Source organism: Pseudomonas sp. ADAK13, assembly GCF_012935715.1.
Taxonomy (GTDB): Bacteria; Pseudomonadota; Gammaproteobacteria; order Pseudomonadales; family Pseudomonadaceae; genus Aquipseudomonas.
In genome coordinates, this window is sequence record NZ_CP052860.1 from 2824968 (window position 1) to 2848695 (window position 23728).

The window sequence follows — 23728 nt, forward strand, 5'->3', positions numbered from 1 at the left end:
GCATCGCAGGCAAGCCAGCTCCCACATTTTGAATGGGTTCACCCCGCAAAATGTGGGAGCCGGGCTTGCCCGCGATGAGGCCGGAACAGTCACTGCAAGACCTACAGAATTCAAACAGGTGCTTTATGACAGCAGCCAATGTTTACCAACAACGCCCCACCTCCGGCGCCAAGGCCGAGTCGTCGCTGCACCATGCCGACCTCGCCAGCCTGGTGGGCAAGGGCCGCAAGAACGCCGGCGTGACCGTGCGTGAAAAGAAATTGCTGGGCCACCTGACCCTTCGAGGCGACGGCCACGACGCAGCCTTCGCTGCCGGCGTGCACAAGGCCCTGGGCATCGAGTTGCCCGGCGCGTTGCAAGTCATCGTCAAGGGTGAAACCAGCCTGCAATGGCTCGGCCCGGATGAGTGGTTGCTGGTGGTGCCGAGCGGTGAAGAATTCGCCGCCGAGCAAAGTTTGCGCGAGGCGCTGGGTGAGTTGCATATCCAGGTCGTCAACGTCAGCGGCGGCCAGCAGATCCTTGAACTCAGCGGCCCGAACGTGCGCGACGTGCTGATGAAATCCACCAGCTACGACGTGCACCCCAACAGCTTTCCGGTGGGCAAGGCGGTGGGCACGGTGTTCGCCAAGTCACAACTGGTGATTCGCCATACCGCTGAAGACACCTGGGAGCTGGTGATCCGTCGCAGCTTCTCGGATTACTGGTGGCTGTGGTTGCAGGACGCGGCGGCTGAGTATGGCCTGGCCGTCGAAGCCTGATATGACGCTTACCCTGTAGGAGCCCGACTTGCCGGCGATGGCGTCGGTGAGATCGTCATCGCCGGCAAGCCGGGCTCCTGCAGAGGGCGCGTTGCCTGAAGTTGTTTGAGGAGTTACCCGCAATGAGCCGCGTACCCGACACATGGATTTTGACCGCCGACTGCCCCAGCGTGCTCGGCACGGTGGACGCGGTGACCCGCTATCTGTTCGAGCAGGGCTGCTACGTCACCGAACACCACTCCTTCGATGACCGGCTCTCGGGCCGGTTCTTCATCCGTGTGGAATTCCGCCAGCCCGACGGTTTTGACGAGCAAGCCTTCCGCGATGGCCTGGCCACTCGCGGCGAGGCGTTCGGCATGATCTTCGAGCTGACTGCGCCGAATTACCGGCCAAAAGTGGTGATCATGGTCTCCAAGGCCGATCACTGCCTCAACGATTTGCTCTACCGCCAGCGCATCGGCCAACTGTCGATGGACGTGGTCGCCGTGGTCTCCAACCATCCCGACCTCAAGCCCCTGGCCGACTGGCACCAGATTCCGTATTACCACTTTCCCCTGGACCCCAACGACAAACCGTCCCAGGAGCGCCAGGTGTGGCAGGTGATCGAAGAGTCGGGCGCCGAACTGGTGATCCTTGCGCGCTACATGCAAGTGCTGTCGCCGGAGCTGTGCCGCAAGCTCGACGGCAAAGCCATCAACATCCATCACTCCCTGTTGCCCGGTTTTAAAGGCGCCAAGCCGTATCACCAGGCCTACAACAAGGGCGTGAAACTGGTGGGCGCCACCGCGCATTACATCAACAACGACTTGGACGAAGGGCCGATCATCGCCCAGGGCGTGGAGGTGGTGGACCACAGCCACTACCCGGAAGATTTGATCGCCAAGGGGCGGGATATTGAGGGTCTGACCCTGGCCCGGGCCGTGGGGTATCACATTGAGCGGAGGGTGTTTTTAAACGCCAATCGTACGGTCGTTCTATAGATCGCTATCGCAGGCAAGCCAGCTCCCACATTTGAATGTGTTCACAAATCAAAAATGTGGGAGCCGGGCTTGCCCGCGATGAGGCCATCAGCAACAACGCAAAAACAGCATCTGTACCCGAGCACTTAAACGCGCTGCCTGCCTGGGCAGCGCGGTTCCATAAAAACAACAGCGAGGTGAAAGCATGTCTGGTAATCGTGGTGTCGTGTATCTCGGCAACGGCAAGGTCGAAGTACAGAAAATCGACTATCCCAAAATGCAGGACCCCCGTGGCAGGAAGATTGAGCACGGCGTCATCCTGCGCGTGGTCTCCACTAACATCTGCGGCTCCGATCAACACATGGTGCGTGGCCGCACCACCGCCCAGACCGGCCTGGTCCTGGGTCACGAAATCACCGGCGAAGTGATCGAGAAAGGCAGCGACGTCGAGAACCTTAAAATCGGCGACCTGGTGTCGGTGCCGTTCAACGTGGCGTGTGGCCGTTGCCGCTCCTGCAAAGAGCAGCACACCGGCGTGTGCCTGACCGTCAACCCGGCCCGTGCCGGTGGCGCCTACGGCTATGTCGACATGGGCGACTGGACCGGCGGCCAGGCCGAATACGTGCTGGTGCCTTACGCCGACTTCAACCTGTTGAAACTGCCGGACCGCGACAAGGCCATGGAGAAAATCCGCGACCTGACCTGCCTCTCCGACATTCTGCCTACCGGCTACCACGGTGCGGTCACGGCGGGCGTTGGCCCGGGCAGCACGGTCTACATTGCCGGTGCCGGCCCGGTGGGCCTGGCGGCTGCCGCCTCCGCTCGCCTGCTGGGTGCTGCGGTGGTGATCATCGGTGACGTCAACCCGATCCGCCTGGCCCACGCCAAGGCCCAGGGTTTTGAAATCGCCGACCTGTCCAAGGACACCCCGCTGCACGAACAAATCGCCGCGTTGCTGGGCGAGCCTGAGGTTGACTGCGCCGTGGATGCGGTAGGCTTCGAAGCGCGCGGCCACGGCCATGACGGCGTCAAGCACGAGGCGCCAGCCACCGTGCTCAACTCGTTGATGGGCGTGGTGCGGGTGGCCGGCAAAATCGGCATCCCGGGCCTGTACGTGACCGAAGACCCGGGTGCTGTGGACGCCGCTGCAAAAATGGGCAGCCTGAGCATTCGTTTCGGCCTGGGCTGGGCCAAATCCCACAGCTTCCACACCGGGCAAACCCCGGTGATGAAGTACAACCGCCAACTGATGCAGGCGATCATGTGGGACCGTATCAATATTGCCGACATCGTCGGTGTGGAAGTCATCAGCCTGGATGACGCGCCGCGCGGTTATGGCGAGTTCGATGCGGGTGTGCCGAAGAAGTTTGTGATTGATCCGCACAAGTTGTTCAGCGCGGCTTAAGTCGCGGGCCAATAAAAAGGCGACCCTTGGGTCGCCTTTTTTGCATCTGGGGTTGGGTGGGTGAATCAGCGAATCGCCAAAGCCCCCTGATACACCGTTGGCCCCGTCGGCTGCTTGCTCACCGAGCCGCCCTTGGTTTCCGAACTGACCATCAGCGTCACCGGCTTGCTGATCGACTCTTGCTGGCGCGGGTTGATGCCAATAATGCCTTTGCCGTCTTCAGGCAACAGGCCCAGTGAAACCGGGTTACCGTCCGCCGGCACAGCCCACAGTTCCAGGCTTTGGTCTGGAGCCGGTGCGGTGGCAGCAATCGGCTGCACTTCAAGGTAATCCTTGTGGGCCACGATCTGCGTGGCCGGTTGCTGGGTGGTGTTCACCAGCAATGCGGCAGATTTGACGCTGTCCTTGGTGTAGAGGGCACCGCCGACGCCCGCCACTACCACCAGACAGGCGCCGACGAACAGGCGTGGGCGGTTCCAGAATGAAGGCTTGTGCTCAATCACTTGGGGGTTGATCGCAGTCATTAGGCTCTTCCTGACATGTTTTGTAGTCTTTCATGGACCCAGGTTACGGCGATCAGTTCCTCAATCCATCGACTTGGGCCCTGGCTCAGAGTGATGCCAATTGGCCTTGATACAGCACCGGCCCGGTCGGTTGTCCGGTGGGTGAGCCGCCCTGAGGTTCAAGACTGACTGCCAGCGTCAACGGTGCCGTCAGCAGTGCCTGTTGTTCTTTGCTCAGTTGAATCCGCCCTTTACCCGACACCGGCACCAACCCCAGCGAGATCGGTTTGCCACCCGCCGGGATTGCCCACAGTTCCAGCGCACGTGCCGGTGCCACCGCCGCCAGCGCCAGTGGTTCCACCTGCAGATGATCCGCATACGCCTGGATCTTCAGCGCCGGCTGTTGATCCGCCGCCACCAGCGTGGCGTTGTATTCCACCCCAAGATCGCGCTGGTACAGCACACCCACCAATACGGCGATCACCACCCCGCACGCCGCTGCCAGCAACCGCAGGTTCATCCAGAACGGTTTCTTCGCCGGCATATGCAGCACTTGCGGTTCAATGCGCGCCTTGATCCCTTCCCACACATGATCCTGCACCGGCCGCTCGGGCAATGGCCCGGTCAGGCGGGCGAGGGCATCCTGCCAGTGTCCCAGTTCGACGCGCAGGGCTGCATCGTCCAGCAGCAGTGCTTCAAAGCGCCGCCGCGCCGTGGCGGGCATCAGCCCGATGGCGTAATCCGCTGCGAGGGCGCGGCGCAGGGCGGTGGTTTGGTAGTTCATGATTCAAGGCACCTGCGCAAACGCTCCATGCCGCGGCGAATCCAGGATTTGACCGAGCCCAGGGGCGCGGCCAGGTGGTCGGCCAATTCCGAGCACGACAAGCCCTGGAAGTAAGCCACGGTGATCGATTGGCGCTGCATGCCTTCAAGGCTGTCGAGGCAGCGGTTCAGGGCGTGGGCTTCACGCTCGCTGTCGAGCAATTCATGGGCGCTGGGGCTTTCGTCGGCCATTGCGTCTTGCTGGCCGTCGCTCAAGGGTTGTTCGCGGTGTTTGCGCAACTGGTCGATGGCCAGGTTGCGGGTGATGTTGATCATCCAGGTCAGCGGCGCCGACAAGTGAGCCTCATACCGCGAGGCGTTGAACCAGATGCGCACGAAACTCTCCTGCAGCACGTCTTCGGCCAGGTCCTGGCGGCCCATGAAACGCAGGGCAACACCGTGCAAACGCGGGGAAACGCTGCGATAGAGCGTTTCGAACGCCTGGCGGTTACCCAGTGAACACTGGGCCAGCAATTGCCGTAGCTGATCGGCATCGTGGGTCGAAATGGGGCTTCTCCAGGCACTTGCATCAGGGCGATGGGACGGCGCACGGTAAAGAGGGCAGGCTGAGGTTAGTCCAGCTTGGGCGTTCATTCCATCCATCTCCGTGCGGCTCGTGGTGGATATACGCAGCGCAGGGCGGTTCGGATGCAGTGGTTTTCTGAACTAATCTGAGAGGTGGGAACAATCCTTCGCACTGCCCAGTCAAACCCCTGCTTTTAGCGCTTACTTTCAGAGGTTGTCTTGATGAAGATTTCACGCGGTTTTGCCCTGTCCTGCCTGTTGACCGTGGCGGCCAGCCCGGTGTTTGCGGCAGGTTTCAGCCTCGGCGACGTGGCCAATGCCGTTTCGGGTGCACAGGGTGGCGACAAGGCGGCAGCGGCTGCACCGACCTCACAGACCGCCGGTCTGCTGGGCGCCCTGACCTCGCAACTGAACGTGACCCCTGAGCAGGCCGTCGGCGGCACCGGCGCGATGTTGGGCCTGGCCAAGAATAAATTGGGTGGCGGTGATTACTCGCAGTTGACCCAGAGCGTTCCGGGCCTGGACAAGCTCTCCGGCAGCAACTCCCTGGGCAGCCTCGGCGCCCTGAGCGGCATGCTTGGCCAGAGCGGCGGCAGCAAGACCTCGGGCCTGGATGGCGTATTGGGTAACGTGAAGAACACCAGCGACCTGAACACTGCATTCAGCGCGCTGGGCATGGACAGTGGGATGGTGGGCCAGTTTGCGCCGGTTATCCTGAAATACCTGGGCGGCCAGGGCGCCAGCGAATCGGTACTGGGCAAGCTGGCTTCGGCCTGGGGCACGGGCGGCTAAGGTCGCTCTGCGCGCAGTTGTTCGATGCGCGCATCTTTCTCCATCCAGAGCTGGTTGACCCAGTTCTGGACGGTCTGGCGAAACGCCGGGTCGTTCTCGTAATCCCCCCGCCACAAGGCCGGATCCAGCTCACGGGTGCGGATATCAACGATCACCTTCGGTACCGCGCCGCTGATCAAGTCCCAGAAACCCGGAATGTTCTCTTGTGGATAAACCACGGTGACGTCGAGCACCGCGTCCAGCTGTTCGCCCATCGCCGCCAGCACGAACGCTACACCGCCCGCCTTGGGTTTGAGCAGGCGCTCGTAGGGTGAGTCCTGTTGTTGACGCTTGGCGGGGGTGAATCGGGTGCCTTCCAGGTAATTGACCACCGTGACCGGCTGGCGCTTGAACAGCTCGCAGGCTTCCTGGGTGATTTTCAGGTCCTGGCCTGCAAGCTCTGGGTGTTTGGCCAGGAACGCTTTGGTGTAGCGCTTCATGAACGGGTAGTCCAGCGCCCACCAGGCCAGGCCCAGGAACGGTACCCAGATCAATTCCTTTTTCAGGAAGAACTTGAAGAACGGCGTGCGCCGGTTGAGGGTCTGGATCAGCGCCGGGATGTCGACCCAGGATTGGTGGTTGCTGATCACCAGATAGGAGGTGTCGCCCCGCAGGTCGCCACCGCCGCGAATGTCCCATTGGGTGGGGATGCACAGGGCGAAGATCAGCTTGTCGATCTCGGCCCAGGTTTCAGCGATCCACATGACCGCCCATGAGGCGTAGTCGCGAAAGCGACCGGGGGCCACCAGCTTGAGCAGGGCAAACACCATCAGTGGCCCGAACAGCACCAGGGTGTTGAGCAATAGCAGGGATGTGACGAAACAGCCGGTGAGCAGGCGGCGCATAAGTAACTCTTGGAATCATTTTTGGCCCGCCATGATAAGCAGCTTGTGTCGAGAGGCCAAATCGCAGATGTGATGATGAATGTTTCACTTAAGGCCCGGTATGCTTAGGCGCCCAACTAAGCAGCGGTTTTGCGGTCTAGAATTCGCCCACTTATTTCAAGGAAACCTCCTACGTGAAATCCATCCTTGCCCTGCTAACTCTCGTGGCCTTGCCTGTCATGGCCGCTGAGCCGACCCTTTACGGTCGCTACGAATACATTCAACTGCCGGAAATCGGCGAGACCTTCAAGGCCAAGATGGACACCGGTGCGCTGACTGCCTCGCTGTCGGCCCGGGACATCGAGACCTTCACCCGTGACGGCGACGACTGGGTACGCTTCCGCCTCGGCGGCAAGGAGGCCACCAACAAGGTGTACGAGCACAAGGTCTCGCGCATCAGCAAAATCAAAAGCCGCGCCGACGAAGATGACGACAAGGACGAGGCTACCGTGGCCAAGCGCCCGGTGATCGACCTGGAAATGTGCCTGGGCAACGTCAAGCGCACCGTCGAGGTCAACCTCACCGACCGCAGCAGCTTCAACTACCCGCTGCTGATTGGCGCCAAAGCCTTGCGTGAATTCGGCGCTGCGGTGAACCCTGCTCGCCGTTACACTGCGGACAAACCGGACTGCTGACGGAACACCATGGCGCATATCCTGATTGTCGAAGACGAAGCGGCCATCGCCGACACGCTGATTTTTGCCCTGCAAGGCGAGGGCTTCACCACCACCTGGCTGAGCCTCGGCCAGGCGGCGCTGGCCCATCAGCGGCAAACCCCGGCGGACCTGATCATCCTCGACATCGGCCTGCCGGACATCACCGGCTTTGAAACCTGCAAACAGCTGCGGCGCTTCAGCGAAGTGCCGGTGATGTTCCTCAGCGCCCGGGACGGCGAGATCGACCGCGTGGTGGGCCTTGAGATCGGTGCCGACGACTATGTGGTCAAGCCCTTCAGCCCACGTGAAGTGGCGGCGCGGGTACGGGCGATTCTCAAGCGTGTGGGCCCCGGTGTCGCACCGGCGATGTTCCAGGTGGACATGGAGCGCATGCAGATCAGTTACCGCGGCCAGCCCCTGAGCCTCACGCGCCATGAATTCCGCCTGCTGCAAAGCCTGCTGGAGCAACCCGAGCGGGTCTTCAGCCGCGAACAACTGCTGGACGCCGTGGGCGTGGCTGCGGATGCCGGCTACGAGCGCAATATCGACAGCCACATCAAGAGCGTTCGTAGCAAATTGCGCACGGTGGCGCCTGACGCCGAACCCATCCAGACCCATCGCGGCTTGGGCTACAGCTACAGCCCGGGCAACAGCTGATGCGCCTCGGGATCCGATTTTTCCTGGTGTACGCGCTGTTTATCGGCCTGACCGGTTACTTTGTGCTCAGCACCGTGATGAAGGAAATCCGCCCCGGCGTGCGCCAGTCCACCGAAGAAACCCTGGTGGACACCGCCAACCTGCTGGCAGAAATCCTGCGCGATGATGTGAAGAACGGCACCCTCGGCCAGAGCCACTGGCCCGAGCTGCTCAAGGCGTACGGCGAACGTCAGCCGGGCGCGAATATCTGGGGCCTGTCGAAAAACCAGGTCAACCACCGCATCTACGTCACCGACGCCAAGGGCATCGTGTTGCTGGACTCCACCGGCGAGGCGGTGGGCGAGGACTACTCGAAGTGGAACGACGTGTACCTGACCTTGCGCGGCGAATACGGCGCACGTTCCACCCGCAGTGAACTGGACGACCCGGCCTCATCGGTGATGCACGTTGGCGCGCCGATCCGCGATAACGGGCAGATCATCGGCGTGGTCACCGTGGCCAAACCCAACAGCTCGTTGCAGCCCTACGTGGATCGTACCGAAGACCGGCTGCTGTGGTACGGCGCCGGGCTGGTGGGCCTGGGCCTGCTGTTCGGCGCGCTGTTGTCGTGGTGGTTGAGTGTCGCACTGCGCCGGCTCACGGCGTATGCCCAGGCCGTCAGCGAAGGCCGGCGTGCCGAGTTGCCGCACTATCGCGGTGGTGAGCTGGAGCAGTTGTCCACCGCGGTGGAACACATGCGCACCCAGCTGGAAGGCAAGGCGTACGTCGAGCGTTATGTGCACACCCTGACCCATGAATTGAAAAGCCCGCTGGCGGCGATTCGCGGCGCGGCGGAGCTGCTGCAGGGCGACATGTCCCGTGACCAGCAGCAGCGTTTCGTGGGCAATATCGACAGTGAAAGCGCGCGCTTGCAGCAGTTGATCGAGCGCCTGCTGAACCTGGCCCAGGTGGAGCAGCGCCAGGGCCTCGAAGACCAGGCCAGTATGTCGTTGGCGGCGCTGGTGGACGAAGTGCTCAAGGCCCAATGCGCGCGCATCGAAGGCGCCGGATTGCAGGTCGAACAGGCGATTGCAGTGGATGTGCAGGTGTACGGCGAGCCGTTCCTGCTGCGCCAGGCACTGGGCAATCTGCTGGAAAACGCCCTGGACTTTACCCCGCCCGGTGGCGCATTGCGGTTCAGCGCCCGGGACCTGAATGACGGCATCGAATTCACCCTGTTCAACCAAGCCGAACCGATCCCCGAATACGCCTTGCCGCGTCTCAGCGAACGCTTTTATTCCCTGCCGCGCCCGGCCAGCGGGCGTAAGAGCACGGGCCTGGGGCTGAATTTTGTCGAGGAAGTGATGAAGCTGCACGGCGGTTCATTGCAGATCGGCAACGTGCCCGGCGGCGTGCAGGTCAAACTGCATCTCCACACAGTCTCCACATTCCCTTCATAAATCCCCCTTAAGCGCCGGCCAGACTCTCCCCCATCAAAACAGGGAGAGCTTCATGAACCGCAATCTGCTTTTCAAACTGGGCGCCATCGCGCTGCTGATCGTGCTGTTGTTGATTCCGTTGCTGATGATCCACGGCGTGATTACCGACCGTCAGCAGTTGCGCGACGACGTCTTGCAGGATATCGCCCGCAGTTCCAGCTACAGCCAGCGCCTCAGTGGCCCGGTGCTGGTGGTGCCGTATCGCAAGACCGTCCGGGAGTGGAAGCTCAATGAAAAGCTCAACGAACGCTACGAAGAAACCCGTGAAGTGCGCGGTCGTCTGTATTTCCTGCCGGAGCAATTTGCCCTCGACGGCCAGGTGCAAACCGAAGTGCGCGCCCGGGGCATTTACCAGGCGCGGCTGTTCCATGCTGACAACCGTATCAGCGGGCGGTTTGTGTTGCCGGAGCAGTTGGGTATCAAGGAAAACTTTGGCGATTACCAGTTTGACCCGGCGTATCTGGCGGTGGGTATCAGCGACATTCGTGGCATCGAAAACGCGCTGAAGCTGGAGCTGGGCAGCCAGCAACTGGGGTTTTCGCCGGGCACTCAAGTGGCGTGGCTGGGGGAGGGTGTTCACGTGATGCTGCCCGAGCAGGACAGCAAGAAGCCGTCACCTTTTGATTTCGCCTTCAACCTGCGCCTGCAAGGTACCGAGCAACTGCAAGTGGTGCCGGTGGGCAAGACCAGCCAGGTCAAGCTGGCGTCGAACTGGCCGCACCCGAGCTTTATCGGCAACTTCCTGCCGACCCAGCGCGAGGTCACCGCCCAGGGCTTTACGGCCAACTGGCAGACCACGTTCTTCTCCACCAACCTGGAAGAAACCATGGGCGGTTGCACCTGGGACCAGGTGTGTGATGACTTCAACAGCCGCAGCTTCGGCGTGAGTTTTATCGACCCGGTGGACCAGTACCTCAAGAGTGACCGGGCGATCAAATATGCGCTGCTGTTTATCGCCCTGACGTTTGCCGGCTTTTTCCTGTTCGAGGTGCTCAAGAGCCTGGCGGTGCACCCGATCCAGTACGCGTTGGTGGGGGTTGCCCTGGCGTTTTTCTACCTGCTGCTGTTGTCGTTGTCGGAGCACATCGGGTTTGGCCCGGCGTACCTGATATCGGCGGCTGCCTGTGTGCTGTTGATTGGGTTTTACGTCTGCCATGTGCTGCGCAGCGTCGCCCATGGCCTGGGGTTTTCGGTGGGGTTGGCGGCGTTGTATGGCTTGTTGTACGGGTTGTTGAGTGCGGAAGATTACGCGTTGTTGATGGGCTCGTTGCTGCTGTTCGGGTTACTGGGCACGGTGATGGTGCTGACCCGCAAGCTGGATTGGTATGGGGTGGGCAAGCGATGAGTCGGTCGTTGGGGTTGCGGGAGGATCAGCAAGAGGGCGCGCAATTGGTGGCGAGGATCAACGCGCTATTCCCTGTTGCCCGAGAGCTGTTTGTGGCGAGGGAGCTTGCTGTGGCGAGGGAGCTTGCTCCCGCTGGAGTGCGAAGCGCTCCCAGGATTTTTGGGGCCGCTGCGCAGCCCGGCGGGAGCAAGCTCCCTCGCCACAGAAGAGCCCTTGCAGTCGGTTAGGCCGGCGGCTGGGTCTGCAACATCGACGGCCGCTGACTCACCTCGGCATACCACGCCGCCAGCTTCGGATGGCTGGACCGCCACTGCATGTCCGGGTGGCGGAAATCCAGGTACGCCAGTGCACAGGCCACGCTGATCGCCGCCACATCAAACGGCCCGGTCAGTTCGGTGATGGCGTCCTGTTCCAGCATGTCGAGGGTGCGGCGGATCTTGTCGCGCTGGCCTTCCAGCCACAAGTCCCAGTGTTTTTCCACCGGGCGCATGGCGGTTTCGTAACGCACCAGCACGGCGGCATCCATGATCCCGTCGGCGGTCGAGGCCAGGGTCAGGCGTCGCCAGCGGGCCGGGCCGTCTCGGGGGATCAGCGGGGTGCCGGTGTGTTGGTGGTCGAGGTAATCGAGGATCACCCGGCTGTCATGCAGCGCGTTGCCGTCGGCCAGGCGCAGCGCGGGGATCTTGCCCACCGCGTTGTCCAGGATCACATCGGCGTCGGGCGCGATCGGTGTCGGCATGCAGGCGTGCAAGGTCACGCGGTCCAGTTGGCCGGTCTCGTGCAACAGCACCCGTACCTTGCGCACAAACGGCGAGGCGGGGTTGTGGAACAACGTCATGCTGGGGATGGACATGGGCATTCCTCGGAAAAGGGCAGCGCTAATCTATCTCAACGCTTGAGCAACGCCCAGCTGCCAATTACCGCCGGAATACCCAGCCCGACCCAGCTCAACGAATCCCACAACCCGTCCCCCAGCAACGCCGCAAACAACCCGGCCGCGCTCAGCAGCCCGATGGCCAGCGGAATGCCAAACACCTTCCAGAAACTCGACTGCCGCGGCTTCATGACTTGGCCGCCTTGCGCCGTACCTGCCACAGGTACACGCCGCTGCCCAGGACGATGATGGTCAGCACGTCCAGCACTGCCCAGAGGATCTTCATCGGCATGCCGCCGTAGTCACCAAAGTGCAGCGGCTGCGACATGCCCATGGCGTCCATGTACCACGGCCGTTCGGCGATGGCGGTGACGTGCAGGTTGCTCGCGTCGATCAGCACTGGCGTCAGCAGGTGCGACGTCAGGTGGGTGCTGCCTTTCATGAACACCGCGTAGTGATGCTCGCTGGAAAAGCGCGTGCCGGGGAATGCGATAAAGTCCGGCTCCATGCCGGGCGCGGCCTTGGCGGCGATTGTCAGCAGGTCGGTGGCGGGCGCGCGCAAGGTCAGTGGCGGGGCGTTCTTGTAGGGTTCGATCATCGCGCTGAGGCTGTCGGTGCGCCAGGCCGCGATGATCAGGTCGGCGCAGGCGCTGATCACGCCGGTCACGCCCACCACCAACGCCCAGGTCAGGGTGACCACGCCGATCAGGTTGTGCAGGTCGAGCCAGCGCAGGCGCGTGGATTTGTCCTGGCGCACGGTGGCGAACTTCAGCCGGCGCATGAAGGGCAGGTACAGCACCGTGCCGGAAATGATCGCCAACACAAACAGGATGCCCATGAACGCCAGCAGCAACTTGCCCGGCAGCCCGGCAAACATATCGACGTGCAGGCGCAGCAGGAACATCGTCAGCCCGCCGTTGGCCGAAGGGGTTTCCACGGCCTCACCGGTGCGGGCGTCGAGCATGAAGGTATGGGAAGAGTTGGGTTCGGTGCCGGCAGTGGCGGCCATGATCGCGATCACGCCGTTCTTGTCGTCTTCATCCCAGGCCAGGTACTGCATGGCTTCGCCGGGGCGATGGGCCTGGGCTTTGGCCACCAGTTGTTCGAGGTTCAGCTGCGGGGTGTGGGCGGGCATTTGCGCCAGCTCGGGCTCGTTGCCCAGCAGGTGATCGATCTCGTGGTGGAAGATCAACGGCAGCCCGGTGAGGGCGAGCAGCAGCAGGAACACCGTGCAGACGAGGCTGGTCCAGGTGTGGATGAAGGACCAGCGGCGGATGGTTTTGCTTTTCATTTTCTAGCCTTCAGACACACCGAAGCCGCCCATAAGGGCGGCCTGGTTGTTAACTCAGTCGATTACCACTGGTAGGTGGCACTGGCGACCACGCTGCGTTGGTCGCCGTAGTAGCAGTAGGAGGCATCACAGGTGGAAATGTAGTCCTTGTCGAACAGATTGGTGGCGTTGAGCTTCACCGATGCGCCTTTGAGGCTGTTGTTCAGACGGCCGAGGTCGTAATGCACGGAGGCATCGAACACGGTGTAGGCGTCAGCCTTGCCCAGCCAGGTGTTGCCCTGGTCGCCATAGGTGTTGCCGGTGTAGCGGGCGCCCGCGCCGACTCCGAAGCCGTCGAGCACGCCAGAGTGCCAGGTGTAATCGGTCCACAGGGAGGCTTGCTGGTTGGGCATCAGTTGCAGGCGGTTGCCTTTGTATTGGCCTTTTTGTACCTCGGACTTGGCCAGGGTGTAAGCGGCGATGACCTTGAGGTTCTCGGTCACGTCAGACACCGCTTCCAGCTCCAGGCCCTTGACCTTCACTTCGCCGGTCTGGTTGGTGATTGACTGGCCACCGGCCCCGAAGCTGGTAACCAGCACGTTCTTTTGGGTCAGGTCATACACCGCAGCACTCAGCAGAGTATTTGAGCCAGGCGGCTGATACTTGACCCCGAGTTCCCATTGCTTGCCTTCAGTGGGTTTGTACGACTCGGTCGGCGAAACGCTGGCGTTGCTCGCTGGCTGGAAGGATTCGGCGTAGGAGAGGTACGGCACGAACCCGGAATCGAACACATAGCTCAGCGCCGCGTTGCCACTGAAGTTCTTGCTGCGGTCGGTATTGGTCGCGTCGTTCTTGTTGAAGTATGTGGTGCCTTGGTGCACCCAGTCTTCACGACCGCCCAGGGTCAGGCGCCACTTGTCCAGGGCCATCTGGTCCTGGGCATAAAGGCCGGTCTGGATGGTTTTCTGGTTGTAGTCGTAATACGCCGTGGAGCGCGCCGGGCGCACCACCGGCTTGGTGTTGACCGGGTTGTAGAGATTGACCGTCCCGCCGTCACCGAAGATCGACAGATACGAGGTGTCGGTGCGCTGATGATCCAGGCCCAGCAGCAAGGTGTGGGTGATGTCGCCCGTGGCGAAGTCAGCCTGGAAATTGTTGTCGACGGCGAACTGGCCGATGTTTTCGTCCACGTTGGTCGACGAGCGGCTGGTGTTGCCTTCGGCATCAATGGTCGAGTATCCGTAGGAACCGACGGTCAGTTGCTGGAAGGACAATTCCGATTTGGTGTAGCGCAGGTTCTGCTTGAACTGCCAGGTATCGTTGAAGCGATGTTCAAAGGCATAGCCCAGTGCGTAGTAGGTGCGGTCGTAGTACTCGTAGTCCGGATCGCCGAGGTTTTTGTGATGAGATATGTCGCCCAGTGGCGAGTGGATCTTGGTGCCTACAATCGGCAGGAACTGACTGGTGGCGCCGGTATCGTCACGAGTGAACTGCGACAGGAAAGTCAGCTTGGTGTCGGTGTCGATATTCCACGTCAGGCTGGGCGCGATGTTGTAGCGCTTGTTGTCGATGTGATCGACCTGAGTGCCGGCATCGCGCACCACGCCGCTGAGTCCGTAGAGAAACTGGCCTTCATCATCGATCTTGCCGGTGCTGGCGAAGTTGATCTGGCGATAGTTGTCGCTGCCGTATTGCACCTGGATGGCATTGCTCGATTCAGCGCTGGGGCGGCGACTGACCATGTCCAGCAGGCCGCCCGGCGGGGTCTGGCCATAGACCGACGAAGCCGGCCCGCGCAGCAGCGCGAGGCGGTCGAGGTTCCAGGTTTCGGCTTTCGGGTTGGCATACACGCCGCGAGGCAGCGGCAGGCCGTCGAGAAACTGGGTGGGTTCGAAACCGCGAACACGCATCCAGTCGTAGCGGGTGTCGCTGCCATAGCTGGCGGACACGATGCCGGGCATGTACTTCACGGCGTCATCCAGGTTCTGGACGTTGCGGTCCTGCATTTGCTCGCGGGTGGCGACAGAAATCGAGCGCGGCGCTTCGACCAGCGCGGTATCGGTCTTGGTGCCAGCGGCGGTGCGAGTCGCCAGGTAACCCTCCACCGGCCCCCATGCACTTTCCGCATTGGCCTGCCCGGTAATGCTTGTCTCCGGCAACGCCACAACCCCATCCGGAATCGCTACCAGGCTGAACGTGCCCGCGCTGCTTTGCTCCAGCTGCAAACCGGTCCCACGCAACGCTTCACGCAACGCACCCTGCGCATCGAACTGGCCCTTCACCGGTGCAGACGTCTTGCCCGACGCCAATCCAGGATTCAGCGTCAGCGCCAAGCCCGCCTGGCTGGCGATCTGGTTCAGGGTAGTGGCCAGCGGTGCTGCCGGCAGGTTGTAGGCACGCACGCTGGAGGCCTGTTCGGCGGCGATCAGCTGGGTGCTGGCCAGCGGCGCGCTGAGGGCAATGGCCACGGCTAACAGGCTGGGGCGCAACAAGGTGTCTAGCGTGCGGGACATACGGCGGCTCCTGAATGGAAATATTTCTCAATTGCCTATGTGCCGAACGAGATGCAAAAAGTGATAGGGCTGAATGAAAATAATTTCTATTGGGTTGCAGGCTTGCCGGTAACCGTCACCCACCACGGCGTGTGCTGCTCGATTTGCACCGGCAAGGTCGGCAGCAACGCGTTCAGCGCCAGGTTGGTGTCGTGCAGCGGGAAGCTGCCGGTGATCCGCAGGTCGGCCACCTGTTTATCCACACCCAGGTAGCCGGTGCGGTAGCGGCTCAGCTCAGCAACCACGTCGCCGAGGCGCGCGTTGTCCACCACCAGCATGCCGCGTGTCCAGGCGTCGGTGCCGGGGCTGACGGCGAGCATCGGGCCGAGGCCGTCGCGGCGCATCAGCACTTGCTGGCCTTCCTTGAAGATCTGCTCCTGGTGCAGCGCCTCGGGCTGCGCGCCGACGGCAGACTGCAACACGCTGAGGCGCGTGCCGTCTTCTTCGCGCTTGACGATAAACCGCGTGCCCAGGGCGCGCAGGCTGCCTTCGCGGGTTTCGACAAAAAACGGGCGGGCGTCGTTGTGGCCGGTTTCGACGAGGATCTCGCCTTCCTGCAACACGATCACCCGGCGTCTCTCGTCGAAGCGCACGTCGATGGCGCTGTGGGTGTTGAGGTTGATCACGGTGCCGTCGGCCAGCTTCAGGGTGCGCTGTTCGCCGGTGGCGGTGCGCTGGTCCGCCAGCCAGTAGTCGAACGGCACGTAGCGCTGGCCGGCGAACACCACCAGGCCGCATACCAGCACCACACTGGCCAGGCCGCTGCCGAGCTTGCGCACGCGGCGGCGAATACCTTCGCGCGATTGCAGCAGCGCGGCACGGGCAGGGCCCGAGGCCACGCTGAAACGCTGATCGAGCATGCCCAACTGGCGCCAGGCGCGGGCGTGTTCTTCATCACTGGCCAGCCATTTGGCGAACTCTTCCTGTTCTACGGCGCTGCCGTCGCCCGAGTCGAGGGACAACTGCCAGGCAATCGCCGCGTCGAGCACCCGTGCCGACACCGGTTTGGAACCGACCTGGCTCACAGCGGCTCGCCATACAGGGCGATGTAGCACTGGCGAATGCCCTGGGCCAGGTATTGCCGCACACGGGGCACGGAAACCCCCAGGCGCTGGGCGATTTCGGCGTGGCCCATGCCATCGAGGCGGTTATAGAGGAAGGCCGCGCGGGCTTTGCTCGAGAGTTTGCCCAGCAGGCGGTCGATGGCCTTGAGGTCTTCGAGGATCAGTTGCTGTTCTTCCGGGGACGGATGTTCGCTTTCCGGGATCAGCATCAGTTCAGTGAGGTAGGCCTGTTCCAGTGCTGCGCGACGGAAGTAATCGAACAGCAGGCCCTTGGCGATGGCCACCAGAAACGCCCGGGGCTCGCGGGGTTCGCGCAGTTCTTCACGGCCCAGCAGGCGCATGAAGGTGTCCTGGCTCAGGTCTTCGGCACGGCTGGGGCAGGCCACGTTGCGTCGCAGCCACGCCAACAGCCAGCTGCGATGGTCGCGGTACAACGCGCCAACAAGCTCACTGTGGGGACTTTGGATTGACGACAAGGCGACACCGATCGGAAAGTTTAAACTAACGAGAATTATTCGCGATTGTGGCAGAGGCGTCGTACGGGTGCAATTGGCGTTGGTCGGGTGATGGCACTGTGTTTAAAAAGACGGGGCTTGTTTGCGACGTTTCCACTGGCCAAGGCGCTCCTGCAAGGCTTTGGGGCTGTCGATCTGCTGCTGCCGGGCCCGGCTGAACAGGATCAGCATCAACTCCGCCGTGGCCAACGCATCCGCGCTCGCATGGTGACGCTCGCCCACCTGCAGCTTGAAATGCCCGATCCAGTCATCCAGCCCGGCTTCGCGGATGTTCGCGTCGGGACACAGCAGCGGGGCGATGTCGGCCACGTCCAGGAACGGGTGGTTCAAGCGATAACCCAGGCTGTCCTTGAGGGCCCGGCAGAGCATGTGTTGATCAAAGGGCGCATGGAACGCCAGCAACGGGCTGTCGCCGACAAACGCCATAAAGTCCATCAACGCTTCAGCCGGATCACTGCCCGCCGCAATGGCGCTGGGCCCCAGGCCGTGGATCAGCACGCTGGGGTTGAGCTTGGTTTCGGCCCGTTGCAGGGTGCGTTCGAACAGTTGGGAGAAGTCCACCGCGCCGTCTTCGATCACCACCGCGCCAATCGACAACACCTGGTCACGATTGAGGTTCAGGCCGCTGGTTTCCAGATCCACCACCACCCAGCGCTGGTCTCGCAACGAACCGTCCCCCAGCGCCCGGGGTTTTGGCAGTTGCTCGACCCGCCGCTGTTGCGCTGCGTCCAGGCCCGGCTTGGCTTTACGCAACCAGCCAAACAAGCTCACAGCTGGTACCGCAGGGTCAGGCTGCTTTGCAGGCGTTGGGCCTGGCGCAGGGACTCACGCAGGATGCGCCGGTCCAGGTGGTTGAGGCTGTCGGGGTCGACGCGGTTGGAGTAGGGCAGGTTCTCGCGGGTTTGCAGCTGGTGCTGTTGCATGCGGGTTTGCTGGATAAAGTGATAGGCCTCTTCATAGGCCGCGCCGTCCAGGCGTTCGATGACTTCCTTGGCCACCAGCTGGCGCAAGCGCTCCAGGGTGTTGATAGCACTGATGCCATTGGCCAGGGCCAGCAGCCGGGCACCGTCGACAAAGGGCGTGAGGCCTTGCACCTTGAGGTCGAGTGTCGCCTTGTCGGCGCCTTTGCGTGTCAGCACGAAATCCCGGAAACGCCCCACCGGCGGGCGCTGGCGCAACGCGTTCTCGGCCAGCATGCGCTGGAACAAACGGTTGTCCGCCACCTGATCGAGAATGCCCTGGCGCAATTGCTCGCACCCGTGTTCATCGCCCCACACCACCCGCAAATCAAAATAGATGCTCGAACCCAGCAGGTTCTCCGGCGTTGCCTCGCGAATAAACCCGGCAAACCGCCGCGCCCATTCCGCCCGGGACAGGCACAGCTCCGGGTTGCCGGCCATGATGTTGCCCTTGCACAGGGTAAAACCGCACAGCGCCAGGCTCTGGTTGATCTGTTGCGCCAGGGGCAGCAGGCGGCCACGAATCTCGGCGGCTTCAGCGGCGTCTTTGGCTTCAAACAGAATGCCGTTGTCCTGGTCGGTATACAGCGTCTGCTCGCGGCGGCCCTCGCTGCCGAAACACAGCCAGCTGAACGGCACGCCGGGGTCGCCCTTGTCGGCCAGGGTCAGCTCGATGACGCGGCACACCGTCTGATCGTTGAGCAAGGTGATGATGTGGGTGATCTGCGTGGAGGACGCCCCGTGAGCCAGCATGCGTTCCACCAACTGGCCGATTTCGCCACGGATCGCCACCAGGTTTTCTACCCTTGGCGCGTTGCGGATAGTCCGGGCCAGGTGCACCAGGTCGACCCGTTGCAGGGAAAACAGGTCACGTTCGGACACCACGCCACACAGGCGCTGATCCTTGACCAGGCACACGTGGGCAATATGCCGTTCGGTCATGGCGATCGCGGCGTCGAAGGCGCTGTGGTCCGGCGTGAGAAAGAACGGCGCCTGGGTCATATGGCGCTCGATGCCCTGGTTGAAATCGCTGGTGCCATCGGCCACCACTTGACGCAGGTCCCGCAGGGTGAAAATCCCCAGGGGCGCCTTGTGCTCATCGACGATCACGATGCTGCCCACTTGCTGCTCGTGCATCTGCGTGACCGCTTCGCGCAGGGGCGTCAGCGGGCTGCAGGTCACCGGGTGGCGCATGGCCAACTCGCCCAGGCGGGTGTTCAGCGAATACTGGGTGCCGAGGGTTTCCACGGCTTTTTGCTGGACTTGCTGGTTGACCTGATCCAGCAGGCTGCTCACCCCGCGCAAGGCAAAGTCGCGAAAGGCACTGGAAAGCGCGAACAGCTTGATAAAGGCCGGCTTGTTCAGTTGCAGGCAGAAGGTGTCTTCGGCGGCTTTATGCTCGGTGCGGGTCGCCCGCTCGCCCAGCAACGCGGCCAGCGGGAAACATTCACCCGTGGTGATTTCAAAGGTGGTTTCTGTGGAATCCGGCCGCTCGCCGACCACGCGCCCCTGCTTGACGATATAAAAATGCTCCACCGGCCCGCCCGACGGCTTGAGAATGCTCTCGCCGGGGCCGTAGAAGCGCAATTGGCACTGCTCTACCAGAAATCCCAGGTGGGCGTTTTCCATCTGGTTGAACGGCGGGAAACGTTGCAGGAATTGCAGGGTGCCGTGGATGTTCTGCAACACAGCGGTTTTTCCCGCTTGTGTGAAAGCATCAGCTTTACTCATACCTATGACCGCAGTTTTTTTGTCGTTATCGTGCCTCATGGTCGACTCCTGCGCTGCGGGTGCCCATTGGACGTAAGTCTAGGTAGCGAATTGTCCTCAACGACTAGGGAAAAACCTTACATGAATATCGTCCAAACCCCGTAGAACGCCCACTAGGAAAACTTTCCGACGAAGTGCACATTGTTCGCCCTTCCGGCGATGTCTGAGTTCTGTGCTGGGAGATTGATCAGAACTGCCGAGAAACGTATGTCCGACCACGATATTTTGAGTGACGCCGAGCGCGAGGCCCTGAGCGCTGTTATGCAGGAGCCTGATTTACCGCCACAACGGGTTTTGATCGTGGATGACGACAAGGACTCTCGCGAACTGTTGGCGGAAATTCTTGGCCTGGACGGCATTCGTTGCATGACCGCAGACAGTGGCGAGGCGGCGTGGGACTTGTTGAGCTCCAGCAGCTCCATTGGCTTGCTGATCACCGACCTGCGCATGACCCCGAGCAACGGGCTGCAATTGATTCGCCAGGTGCGCGGGTCTACCCGGGCGGCGCTGCCGATCATCATCATGTCGGGGGACGCTGAAGCGCCGGACGTGATTGATGCCATGCATTTGAGCGTGGTGGACTTCTTGCTCAAGCCCATTGATAGCGCAAAGCTGGCGAAGATGGTGAAGCGGGAGTTGGGGATGGTGCAGTAAAACCCGGTGACCAAAAAAAAGCCCTGATCGGAAGATCAGGGCTTTTTCGTTTCCAGCGCTTGATTACAGGCCGTTCTTGGCCTTGAACTCCCGGCGCCGACGGTGCAACACCGGCTCGGTGTAGCCGTTCGGCTGCTTGGTCCCTTCAACTACCAACTCCACCGCCGCCTGGAACGCGATGTTGCTGTCAAAATCGGGAGCCAACGGACGGTACAGCGCGTCACCGGCGTTCTGACGGTCCACCACCGGCGCCATGCGCTTGAGGCTTTCCATCACCTGGGCTTCATTGACGATGCCGTGGCGCAGCCAGTTGGCGATGTGCTGGCTGGAAATGCGCAGGGTGGCGCGGTCTTCCATCAGGCCGACGTCGTTGATGTCCGGCACTTTCGAGCAACCCACGCCCTGGTCGATCCAGCGCACCACATAACCGAGGATGCCCTGGGCGTTGTTGTCCAGTTCGTTGCGGATTTCTTCGTCGGACCAATCGGTGTTCTGGGCCAGAGGAATGGTCAGGATGTCGTCCACCGAAGCGCGTTCGCGCTTGGCCAGTTCGGCCTGGCGGGCGAATACGTCAACCTTGTGGTAATGCAGCGCGTGCAGCGCGGCCGCCGTTGGCGACGGGACCCACGCCGTGTTGGCGCCGGCCAGCGGGTGAGCAATTTTCTGCTCCAGCATGGCGGCCATCAGGTCGGGCATCGCCCACATGCCTTTACCGATTTGTGCACGGCCTTGCAGGCCGGTGCTCAAGCCGATATCGACGTTCCAGTTCTCGTAGGCGCCGATCCATTTTTCAGCCTTCATGGCAGCCTTGCGCACCATCGCGCCAGCTTCCATGGAGGTGTGGATTTCGTCGCCGGTGCGGTCGAGGAAGCCGGTGTTGATAAACACCACGCGCTCGCTGGCCGCCTTGATGCAGGCCTTGAGGTTGACCGTGGTGCGGCGCTCCTCGTCCATGATCCCGACTTTAAGGGTGTTGCGTGGCAGCTTCAGCACGTCTTCAATGCGGCCGAACAGCTCGTTGGTGAACGCGGCTTCTTCCGGGCCGTGCATTTTCGGTTTAACGATGTAGACCGAACCGGTGCGGCTGTTCTTGCGGCTGGTGTTGCCGTTGAGGCTGTGGATCGCCGACAGGCTGGTGAGCAGGCCGTCGAGAATGCCTTCTGGTACTTCGTTGCCGTCTTTGTCGAGGATCGCGTCGATGGTCATCAAGTGACCAACGTTACGCACGAACAGCAGCGAACGACCGTGCAGTGTCACGTCTTTACCGTCTGCGCCGGTGTACACACGGTCGGCGTTCATGGTGCGGGTAAAGGTCTTGCCACCCTTGGCGACTTCTTCCGACAGGTCGCCTTTCATCAGGCCGAGCCAGTTGCGGTAGATCACTACCTTGTCATCGGCATCGACGGCGGCGACGGAGTCTTCGCAGTCCATGATGGTGGTCAGCGCGGCTTCCATCAGCACGTCTTTCACGCCGGCGGCGTCGGTCTGGCCGACCGGGGTGCTGGCGTCGATCTGGATTTCGAAGTGCAGGCCGTTGTGCTTCAGCAGGACTGCGGTCGGCTTGGCGGCATCGCCCTGGTAGCCGATCAACTGGGCATCACTGCGCAGGCCGCTGTTGCTGCCGCCCTTGAGGCTGACCACGAGCTTGCCGTCGACGATCTTGTAGCCGGTGGAGTCCACGTGGCTGCCGGCAGCCAGAGGCGCGGCTTCGTCGAGGAAGGCGCGGGCGAAGGCGATAACCTTGTCGCCACGCACCTTGTTATAGCCTTTGCCCTTTTCGGCGCCGTCGGCTTCGCTGATGGCGTCGGTGCCATACAGCGCGTCATACAGGGAGCCCCAGCGCGCGTTCGAGGCGTTGAGGGCGAAACGGGCGTTCATCACCGGCACCACCAGCTGCGGGCCGGCCATGTGGGCAATTTCTTCGTCGACGTTTTGGGTCGATGCCTGGAAATCCGCGGCTTCTGGCAGCAGGTATCCGATATCTTGAAGGAAGGCTTTGTAGGCCACCGCGTCGTGGGCCTGGCCGGCGTGCGCCTGGTGCCAGGTGTCGATCCGCGCTTGAAAATCGTCGCGTTTGGCGAGTAGGGCTTTGTTCTTCGGCGCCAGGTCGTGGATGACCTTGTCGGCACCGGCCCAGAACTGGTCGGCGGTAATGCCGGTACCAGGAATGGCTTCGTTGTTCACGAAGTCGAACAGGACTTTGGCGACCTGCAGGCCACCGACTTGAACGTGTTCAGTCATTGCTTGCCTCACTCTGCGGAGCTTATGCGCTTTTCAGCTTTTCAATTTACCAATGAAGCCTCTGGCCATGTAAACCGCGAATACGCCGCACCAGTACATGCCGATGAAGGCGGCTGGGCGGGCTGCGTCGCGGTGCGTGGTTGCCTTGGCAGACATCGACCTAACGTTATGTAGTGCGCGATTGGGCATACTACATGATGAGTTGCGGTTGTGAAAATTAGACTAAATACGTCGTTTAGCGACCCACTTTGGTTATACGGTCACAGTGGGGTACGGGATGTTCTCAAAAAACTATTGGATTGTTCCAGATAAATATAAAAATGGTACACGATTTGTTTTCGTGCCTACCTGAGTCCACCTTGATAGGTGCGAGGGGAACACCTGGTTCCTACCTGATTTTCATAAGAAGAGGACGACACCATGGACCATCTCGTACTGACTGTCATCGCCCCGGACAAACCCGGCGTGGTCGAGCGCATCGCCCAATGCATCGCGTCCCACGGCGGCAACTGGCTGGAAAGCCGCATGGCGCACATGGCCGGGCAGTTTGCCGGGATTTTGCGCGTGAGCGTGCCAGCGGAAAACCGTCTGGATTTGATTGGGGCGCTGGAAGACTTGTCCACTCACGGCATTCGCGTGCTGCTGGGGGAAAGCAGTTCGGTCGCCGCCAGTGAGTCGCAACCGATCGCCATGGCGCTGGTGGGCAATGACCGGCCGGGAATTGTTCGCGACATCACCGCGCTGCTCAGCAAGCAGGGCGTCAACCTGGAGCGCTTGATCACAGACGTGCGTCCGGCGCCGATGAGCAGCGACCTGTTGTTTCACGCCGAAGCCTTGCTGGCGGTGCCGTTGACGCTGCCGTTGGAGACGTTGCAGGCCGCGCTGGAAACCCTGGCGGATGACTTGATGGTGGAACTGGAACTACGCAGCGAGGAATAGTTGCCCACAAGGTTATGCATGGAAATCTTGCATGGGCCTGTGGATAACCTGTAGAGACCCGCGTCCA

At 61.7% G+C, this 23728-nt stretch carries 23 protein-coding genes; 10 read left to right on the plus strand and 13 right to left on the minus strand.

The genetic code is table 11. The features are described 5' to 3' along the window. Positions 1 to 125 precede the first annotated feature (125 nt). From HKK54_RS13120 to fdhA, 3 genes are all read left to right on the plus strand, one after another. Positions 126 to 758 carry a sarcosine oxidase subunit gamma gene (locus HKK54_RS13120; protein ID WP_010167492.1) on the plus strand — a complete coding sequence of 211 codons (633 nt, stop codon included), beginning with the start codon at positions 126 to 128 and terminating at the stop codon, positions 756 to 758. Positions 759 to 880: 122 nt separating this feature from the next. After that, on the plus strand, positions 881 to 1738 hold the full coding sequence (gene purU, locus HKK54_RS13125; RefSeq protein ID WP_003209192.1) for a formyltetrahydrofolate deformylase: 858 nt from the start codon (positions 881 to 883) through the stop codon (positions 1736 to 1738). 184 nt (positions 1739 to 1922) lie between these two features. Further along, on the plus strand, positions 1923 to 3122 hold the full coding sequence (fdhA, locus tag HKK54_RS13130) for a formaldehyde dehydrogenase, glutathione-independent (RefSeq protein ID WP_010167488.1): 1200 nt from the start codon (positions 1923 to 1925) through the stop codon (positions 3120 to 3122). Between the two features lie 65 nt (positions 3123 to 3187). Here the strand turns inward: fdhA and HKK54_RS13135 are convergent, their stop codons facing one another. The 3 genes from HKK54_RS13135 to HKK54_RS13145 all read right to left on the minus strand — a co-directional run bounded on the left by HKK54_RS13135 (position 3188) and on the right by HKK54_RS13145 (position 5050). Beyond that, a complete protein-coding gene (locus HKK54_RS13135) occupies positions 3188 to 3646 on the minus strand; it encodes an anti-sigma factor domain-containing protein (RefSeq protein WP_010167486.1) in 459 nt (152 codons plus the stop codon). 85 nt (positions 3647 to 3731) lie between these two features. After that, positions 3732 to 4409 carry an anti-sigma factor gene (locus HKK54_RS13140; protein WP_169386965.1) on the minus strand — a complete coding sequence of 226 codons (678 nt, stop codon included), beginning with the start codon at positions 4407 to 4409 and terminating at the stop codon, positions 3732 to 3734. Next, a complete protein-coding gene (locus tag HKK54_RS13145) occupies positions 4406 to 5050 on the minus strand; it encodes a sigma-70 family RNA polymerase sigma factor (RefSeq protein WP_178120978.1) in 645 nt (214 codons plus the stop codon). The genes HKK54_RS13140 and HKK54_RS13145 overlap by 4 nt, the downstream gene beginning before the upstream one ends. A 144-nt stretch (positions 5051 to 5194) precedes the next feature. Here HKK54_RS13145 and HKK54_RS13150 point away from each other — a divergent pair, with 144 nt between their 5' ends. Next, entirely contained in the window at positions 5195 to 5764 is a 570-nt protein-coding gene (locus HKK54_RS13150; protein WP_010167480.1) for a DUF2780 domain-containing protein, read from the plus strand. Here HKK54_RS13150 and HKK54_RS13155 read toward each other — a convergent pair. Continuing rightward, complete coding sequence (locus tag HKK54_RS13155; protein ID WP_169386966.1) at positions 5761 to 6648, minus strand: acyltransferase; 888 nt, start codon at positions 6646 to 6648, stop codon at positions 5761 to 5763. The two genes, HKK54_RS13150 and HKK54_RS13155, sit on opposite strands and share 4 nt — an antisense overlap. A gap of 173 nt (positions 6649 to 6821) precedes the next feature. Here HKK54_RS13155 and rloA2 point away from each other — a divergent pair, with 173 nt between their 5' ends. From rloA2 to creD, 4 genes are read left to right on the plus strand one after another with little or no spacing between them, the layout of a single operon-like run. Continuing rightward, positions 6822 to 7322 carry a retropepsin-like aspartic peptidase RloA2 gene (rloA2, locus tag HKK54_RS13160; RefSeq protein ID WP_010167475.1) on the plus strand — a complete coding sequence of 167 codons (501 nt, stop codon included), beginning with the start codon at positions 6822 to 6824 and terminating at the stop codon, positions 7320 to 7322. Between the two features lie 9 nt (positions 7323 to 7331). After that, a complete protein-coding gene (gene creB, locus HKK54_RS13165; RefSeq protein ID WP_169386967.1) occupies positions 7332 to 8000 on the plus strand; it encodes a two-component system response regulator CreB in 669 nt (222 codons plus the stop codon). Further along, positions 8000 to 9439 (plus strand): two-component system sensor histidine kinase CreC, encoded by a 1440-nt coding sequence (gene creC, locus HKK54_RS13170; protein WP_169386968.1) that lies wholly within the window; start codon positions 8000 to 8002, stop codon positions 9437 to 9439. The genes creB and creC overlap by 1 nt, the downstream gene beginning before the upstream one ends. Positions 9440 to 9491: 52 nt before the next feature. Continuing rightward, a complete protein-coding gene (gene creD / locus HKK54_RS13175; protein ID WP_169386969.1) occupies positions 9492 to 10823 on the plus strand; it encodes a cell envelope integrity protein CreD in 1332 nt (443 codons plus the stop codon). Between the two features lie 223 nt (positions 10824 to 11046). Here creD and HKK54_RS13180 read toward each other — a convergent pair whose 3' ends face one another. From HKK54_RS13180 to HKK54_RS13215, 8 genes are all read right to left on the minus strand, one after another. Next, a complete protein-coding gene (locus HKK54_RS13180; RefSeq protein ID WP_169386970.1) occupies positions 11047 to 11676 on the minus strand; it encodes a glutathione S-transferase in 630 nt (209 codons plus the stop codon). A gap of 35 nt (positions 11677 to 11711) precedes the next feature. Then, positions 11712 to 11888 (minus strand): hypothetical protein, encoded by a 177-nt coding sequence (locus HKK54_RS13185; RefSeq protein WP_010167463.1) that lies wholly within the window; start codon positions 11886 to 11888, stop codon positions 11712 to 11714. Beyond that, positions 11885 to 12988, minus strand: a complete 1104-nt coding sequence (locus HKK54_RS13190) for a PepSY-associated TM helix domain-containing protein (RefSeq protein ID WP_169386971.1) — start codon at positions 12986 to 12988, stop codon at positions 11885 to 11887. The genes HKK54_RS13185 and HKK54_RS13190 overlap by 4 nt, the downstream gene beginning before the upstream one ends. A gap of 62 nt (positions 12989 to 13050) precedes the next feature. Next, entirely contained in the window at positions 13051 to 15480 is a 2430-nt protein-coding gene (locus tag HKK54_RS13195) for a TonB-dependent siderophore receptor (protein ID WP_010167458.1), read from the minus strand. An 86-nt stretch (positions 15481 to 15566) separates the two neighbouring features. Then, the gene (locus HKK54_RS13200; protein ID WP_169386972.1) at positions 15567 to 16544 is read right to left on the minus strand and encodes a FecR domain-containing protein; all 978 of its coding nucleotides are present in this window, start codon (positions 16542 to 16544) and stop codon (positions 15567 to 15569) included. Further along, complete coding sequence (locus HKK54_RS13205; protein ID WP_010167452.1) at positions 16541 to 17059, minus strand: RNA polymerase sigma factor; 519 nt, start codon at positions 17057 to 17059, stop codon at positions 16541 to 16543. The genes HKK54_RS13200 and HKK54_RS13205 overlap by 4 nt, the downstream gene beginning before the upstream one ends. Before the next feature lie 102 nt (positions 17060 to 17161). Then, on the minus strand, positions 17162 to 17869 hold the full coding sequence (locus HKK54_RS13210) for a 3'-5' exonuclease (RefSeq protein WP_169386973.1): 708 nt from the start codon (positions 17867 to 17869) through the stop codon (positions 17162 to 17164). Then, entirely contained in the window at positions 17866 to 19788 is a 1923-nt protein-coding gene (locus tag HKK54_RS13215) for a putative nucleotidyltransferase substrate binding domain-containing protein (protein ID WP_178120979.1), read from the minus strand. The genes HKK54_RS13210 and HKK54_RS13215 overlap by 4 nt, the downstream gene beginning before the upstream one ends. Before the next feature lie 246 nt (positions 19789 to 20034). On the opposite strand from HKK54_RS13215, the gene HKK54_RS13220 reads away from it, so the two are divergent. After that, complete coding sequence (locus tag HKK54_RS13220) at positions 20035 to 20481, plus strand: response regulator (protein ID WP_169386975.1); 447 nt, start codon at positions 20035 to 20037, stop codon at positions 20479 to 20481. Positions 20482 to 20544: 63 nt separating this feature from the next. Here the strand turns inward: HKK54_RS13220 and HKK54_RS13225 are convergent, their stop codons facing one another. After that, complete coding sequence (locus HKK54_RS13225) at positions 20545 to 22722, minus strand: malate synthase G (protein WP_169386976.1); 2178 nt, start codon at positions 22720 to 22722, stop codon at positions 20545 to 20547. Positions 22723 to 23142: 420 nt separating this feature from the next. On the opposite strand from HKK54_RS13225, the gene HKK54_RS13230 reads away from it, so the two are divergent. Beyond that, on the plus strand, positions 23143 to 23661 hold the full coding sequence (locus HKK54_RS13230; RefSeq protein ID WP_010167442.1) for a glycine cleavage system protein R: 519 nt from the start codon (positions 23143 to 23145) through the stop codon (positions 23659 to 23661). The last annotated feature ends 67 nt before the right edge of the window (positions 23662 to 23728 follow it).